The 6,937-nt window shown below is 66.7% G+C and carries 7 protein-coding genes and 2 pseudogenes; 5 read left to right on the forward strand and 4 right to left on the reverse strand.

The window, feature by feature from the left end; all coding sequences use genetic code 11:
- The 3 genes and pseudogenes from RT567_RS11995 to RT567_RS12005 all read left to right on the forward strand — a co-directional run.
- Positions 1-565 (forward strand): annotated as a pseudogene (locus RT567_RS11995) (ribonuclease E/G); the annotation flags it as partial.
- A gap of 54 nt (positions 566-619) precedes the next feature.
- A complete protein-coding gene (locus RT567_RS12000) occupies positions 620-2,041 on the forward strand; it encodes a M48 family metalloprotease (RefSeq protein WP_313576569.1) in 1,422 nt (473 codons plus the stop codon).
- A gap of 39 nt (positions 2,042-2,080) precedes the next feature.
- Positions 2,081-2,911 (forward strand): thioredoxin domain-containing protein, encoded by an 831-nt coding sequence (locus tag RT567_RS12005; RefSeq protein WP_313576570.1) that lies wholly within the window; start codon positions 2,081-2,083, stop codon positions 2,909-2,911.
- 25 nt (positions 2,912-2,936) lie between these two features.
- Here the strand turns inward: RT567_RS12005 and RT567_RS12010 are convergent, their stop codons facing one another.
- The 4 genes from RT567_RS12010 to RT567_RS12025 all read right to left on the reverse strand — a co-directional run bounded on the left by RT567_RS12010 (position 2,937) and on the right by RT567_RS12025 (position 6,005).
- Positions 2,937-3,725, reverse strand: a complete 789-nt coding sequence (locus RT567_RS12010; RefSeq protein ID WP_003168099.1) for a thiazole synthase — start codon at positions 3,723-3,725, stop codon at positions 2,937-2,939.
- 197 nt (positions 3,726-3,922) lie between these two features.
- On the reverse strand, positions 3,923-4,120 hold the full coding sequence (gene thiS / locus RT567_RS12015; RefSeq protein ID WP_313576571.1) for a sulfur carrier protein ThiS: 198 nt from the start codon (positions 4,118-4,120) through the stop codon (positions 3,923-3,925).
- 121 nt (positions 4,121-4,241) lie between these two features.
- The gene (locus RT567_RS12020) at positions 4,242-4,697 is read right to left on the reverse strand and encodes a MarR family transcriptional regulator (protein ID WP_313576572.1); all 456 of its coding nucleotides are present in this window, start codon (positions 4,695-4,697) and stop codon (positions 4,242-4,244) included.
- Positions 4,698-4,712: 15 nt separating this feature from the next.
- Entirely contained in the window at positions 4,713-6,005 is a 1,293-nt protein-coding gene (locus tag RT567_RS12025; protein WP_313576573.1) for a S41 family peptidase, read from the reverse strand.
- Between the two features lie 236 nt (positions 6,006-6,241).
- Between RT567_RS12025 and aroQ the strand changes: the two genes are divergently transcribed.
- Both aroQ and RT567_RS12035 read left to right on the forward strand, forming a co-directional pair.
- The gene (gene aroQ / locus RT567_RS12030; protein WP_313576574.1) at positions 6,242-6,697 is read left to right on the forward strand and encodes a type II 3-dehydroquinate dehydratase; all 456 of its coding nucleotides are present in this window, start codon (positions 6,242-6,244) and stop codon (positions 6,695-6,697) included.
- A gap of 40 nt (positions 6,698-6,737) precedes the next feature.
- A pseudogene (locus RT567_RS12035) lies at positions 6,738-6,937 on the forward strand (acetyl-CoA carboxylase, biotin carboxyl carrier protein); the annotation flags it as partial.

The following is a 6,937-nucleotide window of genomic DNA, read 5'->3' on the forward strand; positions in this document are numbered from 1 at the left end:
CTCGCGCCGTCGCCGCGGTCGCGGTCGCGGCCGTGGTCAGGGCGAACTGGCGCACGAGGCCAAGGTCGAGGACCGCGCCGCCAATGAAGGCCTGCCGCCCGTCGGTTCGCCCGATACGCCCATCGCCGTTCTGATCGAGGGTGAAGCGACCGAAGCCGCCCCGTCGGCCGAGACCGCTCCCGCCCCGGAGACGGTCGAGGCGCCGAAGCGTCGCCGCGTTCGCCGCAAGGTGACGACCGCCGCCGCCGAAGAAGCGGCCACGGTCGCCGTTGAACCGGACGCCGAGCCGACCGTTGTCGAGGCCGAGATCGAAGTCGAAACAGCTGCGGTTCCTGTCGAACTGGACGTCACGCCCGCCGTGGCCGCCCGTATCGAACAGGCGATCGAAGACGCCCTGGTCGAAGAGCCCCGGATCGAAGAGGTCGTGATCGAGGAGGCCGTCATCCTGGCCGAGCCGGTCCCGGCGCCGACGGCCGAGGTCGACATCGCGGCCATCATCGCCGACGATCCGAACCAGATCGGCGCAGCGCCCGCCAAGCCCAAGCGGGGCTGGTGGCGCCGTTGATCGGACACGATTAAGCTGGAAGCTGCGGGGGAGACTATCGCTCTGGAGTTCGTCATGACCAGGACGCCCCCCGCCGCAATCCGCTTTCGGCGCTATCTGGCCGCCGGCGTCGGCGCCCTCGCGGTGCTGGCCTCGGCCGCCGCAGCCCAGGCGCAGAGCCTGATCCGGGACACCGAGATCGAGGGCATCATCCATGAGTGGTCCGAGCCCGTGCTCGACGCCATGGGGCTGGACCCGAACGAGGTCGAGATTCTGCTGGTCAACGACAACGACCTGAACGCCTTCGCCACGCGCGGGCGGATCATGGGGTTGAACACCGGCCTGATCCTTCGGACCAAGAACCCCAACCAGCTTCTGGGCGTGATCGCCCACGAAGCCGGGCACATCAAGAACCGCCACACCCTGCGCGACGGCGCCCAGAACGCCGGGATGCAGCCGATGATCATGACCATGGCGCTGGGCGCCCTGGCCGCGATCGCCGGCGCGCCCGACGCGGGCGCGGCCCTTTTGGCCTCCAGCCAGTATTTCGGCACCCTGGGCGCCCTGCGTTACATGCAGAGCCAGGAAGGCGAGGCCGACATCACCGGCGCCCGCGCGCTGGAGCGCGCCGGGGAATCCGGGCGCGGCATGGTCGAGTTCTTCGAGAATTTCCGCGCCCAGGAAATCTTCTCGGATCAGCGCCGCTATCCTTATTTCCGCAGCCACCCCCTGTCGTCGCAGCGGATCGAGGCCCTGCGTCCAGCAGTCGAGGCGGCCTCCCATTACGGCAACCGCGACAGCGACGAGCGCATGGCCCAGCATACGCTCGTCGTGGCCAAGATCCGCGCCTTTATGGACGCGCCCAACGCCACCTTGCGCGACTATCCGTCCAGCGATGTCACCCTGCCCGCCCGCTACGCCCGCGCCATCGCCTGGTATCGCGACGGCCAGACGCAAAAGGCGCTGGACGCGGTCGACGTCCTGTTGGCCGAACAGCCCGAAAACCCCTACTTCTGGGAGCTGAAGGGCCAGATCCTGTTCGAGGAAGGCCGCCCCGCCGAGGCCCTGGGCGCGCATGAGAAGTCGGTCGAGCTGAAGCCGGACGCCCCCCTGTTGCGCATCAACCTGGCCCACGCCCTGATCGAGACCAGCGACGCCTCCAAACTGACTGAAGCCGAGAACCAGCTGAAGCGCGCCCTGGCGCTGGAGCCGGACAACACCATGGGCTGGCGTCTGCTGTCCCAAGCTTACGCCAGCCAGGGCAAGGAGGGCGAGGCCCGCCTGGCCTCCGCCGAATACTGGTTCGCCCTGCGCCGCCCGGAACAGGCCGCCCAGTTCGCCATGCGCGCGCGCGACATGCTGGACCGCAGCTCGATCGAATGGCGTCGCGCCACCGACATCGTCCTGGCCTCGGGCGCGACCGAAAAAGACATCACCGACGCCGAGCGCCGCAATGAACAGCGCAGCCGCTCCGGCGTCATCCCGCCCGGCGCCTGACGCCGACCCCGCCTTCCTCCTACGCCTTACGAGACCTTGATGACCGACGACACGCGCGACACCGGCCAGACGACCAATCAGGCGCCCGATCAGCCCGCCGTCACGCCGCCCGCCGCGGCCAAGGGCCGGTTCGCCCTGTCGGGAACCGTTCTGGGCGGCGCCGCCGTGGCCATGTCGGCGGTCGCCCTGGTCCTGTCGGCCGCGCCCTATCTGAGCGGCGGCTTCGGCGGCAAGGTGCGCGACTATCTGGTCAGCAACCCTCAGGTGCTGGACGAAGTCCTGGCCGCGCGCGAGACGATGGAATCCCAATCGCGCGTTCAGACCATCAACACCGCCGCCGCCGCCAATCCGGCCCTGCTGGCCGTCGATGCGCGCGACCCCGCCTTCGGTCCGGCGAACGCCAAGGTGACGGTGATCGAGTTCTTCGACTTCCGCTGCCCCGGCTGCAAGGCCGTGGCGCCTGAGTATCGCGCCCTGATGGCGGCTCACCCCGAGGTGCGCTTCGTCTTCAAGGACTGGCCGATCCTGGATCGGGGCGACGACATGTCCTCGCAATACGCCGCCCGCGCCGCCCTGGCCGCGCATCAGCAGGGCAAGTATCTGGTTGTCTATGACGCCCTGATGGCCGAGCGCGCGCTGGACCGCGCGTCCATCGACCGCATCCTGGCCGACAACGGCGTCGACATGGCCAAGGCCAACGCCGCCATCTCGGCCCCCGAAATGACGCGCCACGTCACCGACATCCATGCCGCCGCCGCAGCGCTCGGCCTGCAGGGCACGCCGACCTTCTTCATCAACGGCGTCGCCAGCCCCGGCATCGATCCGCGCGAAGTCGGCGCCCTGATCGAAGCGGCCAAGAAAAAGGGCTGACCTTTCGGTCAGCCCCTGAGCCTTCTCAGATCAACCCCGCCAGCGGCGAGGACGGATCGGCGTAGAACCGCTTCTTCATCCGTCCCGCCAGATAGGATTCCCGCCCGGCGATGACCGCGTGCTTCATGGCGCTGGCCATCAGCAGCGGGTCGCGCGCCTCGGCGATGGCGGTGTTCATCAGCACCCCGTCGCAGCCCAGTTCCATGGCGATGGCGGCGTCAGACGCCGTGCCGACGCCCGCATCGACCAGCACCGGCACCTTGGACTGCTCGACGATCAGGCGGATGTTGATCGGGTTCTGCACCCCCAGGCCCGAGCCGATCGGCGCGCCCAGCGGCATGATGGCCACGGCGCCCGCGTCCTCCAGCTTGCGCGCATAGACCGGGTCGTCGGTGCAATAGACCATGACCTCGAAGCCCTCGGCGGTCAGCAGCTTCAGCGACCGCAGCGTCTCCTCCATGTCGGGGAACAGGGTCTTGGGGTCCGCCAGAACCTCCAGCTTGACCAGGGTCCAGCCGCCCGCCTCGCGCGCCAGGCGCAAGGTCCGCACGGCGTCCTCGCCGGTGAAACAGCCCGCCGTGTTTGGCAGATAGGTGTATTTCTTCGGGTCGATGAAATCCGTCAGCACGGGCTGGTTCGGATCGGTCAGGTTCACCCGGCGCACGGCCACGGTGACCATCTCGGCGCCCGAAGCCTCGGCCGCCGCCGCGTTCTGGGCATAGTCGCGGTACTTGCCGGTGCCCACGATCAGGCGCGAGTTGAAGGTGCGGCCGGCGACGGTCCAGCTGTCGGTGCGGGGAGCGGTGTCAGTCATGGTTTAACGACCTAGCGCCGCCCGCCGCCGGGGGGAAGCGGCGTTGCGGGATTTGATGAGCTGTCACATCCCCTCCCGCTCATCCCGGCGGACGCAGGGATCCAGTGAGAGCCTCACCCGCGACCTTCGAAGGGCCAACCTGTCGCCAAAGGACTGGATCCCGGCGTCCGCCGGGATGAGCGGAACATAGGGCGGCGTCAGCCTCCGCCCACGAACTGCACCAGTTCGATCTTGTCGCCCTCGGCCAGCGCCGTCTCGCCGTGCAGGGAGCGCGGCACGATCTCCAGGTTGCGCTCGACCGCCACCTTCTTGGGGTCCAGCGACAACTCCTGAACCAGACCCAGAATGGTCATGGCTGCGGTGTCCCGCGCCTCGCCGTTGACTTCGATACGCATCACATCTTTCCGAGCAGCAATAAGCACATATTGCAGACGCGCCCCTCTTTCGGGCCCGCCGCTGACGCCGGAGCTATAGCGCGTTTGCGTACGACGAGCATCCGTCAGCGCAGAAAGCCTTTCAGACGATCATGCGATCGTTCAAGGAGCGGGCCTTAAGCGAGCGGATCGCACGACCCACCGCGTCGAACACCGGGCCGGCCTCCTCCTCCATTTCGACATAGGCGCGTTCAAACTCGGGGGTCAGCCCGTTCAGCAAGGCCAATTGTTCGCGCCCCCTGTCGGTGATCTCGATCAGGTTGACGCGCTGGTCGTTGGGATCGGGACGGCGGCTGACTAGGTCCAGGGCCAGAAGCTTGGGCATCTTCTGCTGAATAAGCTGGTGCGAACGGTCCAGCGCCCGCACCAGATCGGCGACGGAGACCGGACCAAGCGTCGCGATGGCGCCCAGCAAGGACGAGGACTTCACCGGGATGACAATGCCCGCGCGCTTGAACACCTCGGCCGACTGCTGCTCGATCAGTTCGCTGAGCTGCTCGCTTAGTCGGCCCAGAAAGGTGCGATCCAACTCGATCATTCGCCCAACGCTTCCTCAGTCCAGGCGACGATAGGTTTCCCGATCGCCGGACTTCCACACTCGCTCCAAACCGCTCACACGGCCATTCTCGTGCACCAGACGGAAGCGGTAATCATCCGTTCCCTGGACCGCAAACAGATCTTTCCCGATCGGCTCAAGGGCCAAAACGAAGCGATCCCGCCAATGATAGGCCAGACCGTTGGCGGTGCGCGCCAGGGTTCGCCCCTCATAGGCTCCGACTGCAGCATCCAACTCAGCCTCGCTCGCAGCTTGGCCAGTCAGTGCAGACTCAATCGGAACCAAGGCCCATTTGGCCTCTGCGTCGCCGGCGTCAGCCCGGCTCTGCAGCAGGAACTTCTGCGCCGCCAACAGGGCCTCCGAGGCCGGCACGGCCAGATCAGGGGTCACGCCGACGCCCTCGAAATCCTTGCCGTCGATCGGATCTCGGATCAGACCGAACGGAACCTGCAGCATAAAGCGATCATCAATCGGCACACGGGTGACGGGATGCGCGCCGCCGGCGGTCTGTTCCCCGATCACGGTCGCCCGGCCCAGACGCTGTAGTGAAAACGCCATCCATTCGGCCGAAGAGAAGGACGTCGAACCGGTCAGGACCACCACGGGAATAGTCCCCGACCGCCAACCGGACACGGCGGGCAGGCTCCACTGGCTCCGCACCACCTGCGCGCCCTTGTCATTGTAGTTGTAGTCGAAGAATTCCTGATCCTTGCCCGCGGGATAGAGGTAGCTCATCAGGAACTGCGCCATCTCCAGGACGCCGCCGTTGTTGTAGCGAAGGTCGAAGATCAGCCCCTTGGCCCCTTCGGCGAAACGCATGGCCGCCGCCGCCGTCTCCTGGGCGTATTGCGGGTCGGCGAAGAAATCGAACCGCACATAGGCCAGATCGCCGTCCAGCCGTCGCGCCTCACGGAACCCGAAATTCGCCGCGCGCTCGCTGTCGCGTTGGGCCTGGGTCGTCGTCTCGTCGCTCGCCTTGGCCCGACGGTCCGCCGCGACCTCGTCAGGGTCGAAGGCCACCGAGAAGTGCAGATCCTCGCTTGCCTTGACCAGGCCTTGAGAAAGGCTCTCGGCGAAGCGGTCGGCCTCCATCGGCTGAGATTGAATCCGCCTGTCCAACTCAGCGGATATGGCCGGAATCCTGTCGGGAAAAACATAGTTCTGCTGCAACGCCGTTTCGAGGCGAGCCACGACGTCGCGCTGCGCCTTGTGATCCAGGGTCTGTGCATCGACCGAAACCGGGGCCAGGACAGCGACGCTCAGCAGAGAGAGGAAAACTCGAGAAATCACGTCCAGACCTTACAATGAAATATATTGCGCAATATGTTGTAATAATTTTCATCGTCAACCACCCATCGAAAGTTCGCACCCGAAATCTGCGCAGGCTCTTCCCTTGCCGGCGCCTTGTCGCCTGCCCCCAACCTCCCCCTACGTCACCCTTTTTCCTGGCCCGCTTTGCGCCGCGCGCCACCTAGGCTACAACGCGCGCTCGATTCCGCGCGGCGGCGCGCCTGTTTTGCGAGCGAATGCCCGAAACTCTCACCCTGTATGTCCTGAACGGGCCGAACCTGAACCTGCTGGGGGTTCGGGAGCCGGACATCTATGGCCGCGAAACGCTGGCCGACGTTCAGGCCATGTGCGAGACGGCGGCCGAAGGCGCGCGCGTGGTGTTCCGCCAGTCGAACCATGAAGGCCAACTGGTCGACTGGATCCAGGAGGCCCGCCTTGAGGCCGACGCCCTGGTCATCAATCCGGCCGCCTTCACCCACACCTCGGTGGCCCTGCTGGACGCGCTGAAGGCGCTGAGCATCCCCGTGGTCGAGTGCCACCTGTCGAACCCCGCCGCGCGCGAGGCGTTTCGGCATCACTCCTATGTGTCCCTGGCCGCGACCGGCGTGATCGCCGGCTTCGGCCCCCGCAGCTATGAATTGGCCGTCCGGGCTGCTCTGGACCTGGCGCGCCGCGCCGGGGCCAAGGGCTGACCGCCGCGCGCCGTCTGAAGATCAAGTAGAAGAGACCCTCATGTCCGACGACAAGAACAAGAACATCGACGCCGACCTGGTCCGCAGCCTGGCCGACATCCTGAACGACACCGACCTGACCGAGATCGAGGTCGAGCGCGGCGATCTGAAGATCAAGGTGAAGCGCGAAATCACCGTCGCCGCCGCCCCGATCCAGTACGCCGCCGCCCCGGCCCCGGTCGCCCACGCCGCGCCGGCCGC

The organism is Brevundimonas sp., from assembly GCF_032107865.1.
Taxonomy (GTDB): domain Bacteria; phylum Pseudomonadota; class Alphaproteobacteria; order Caulobacterales; family Caulobacteraceae; genus Brevundimonas.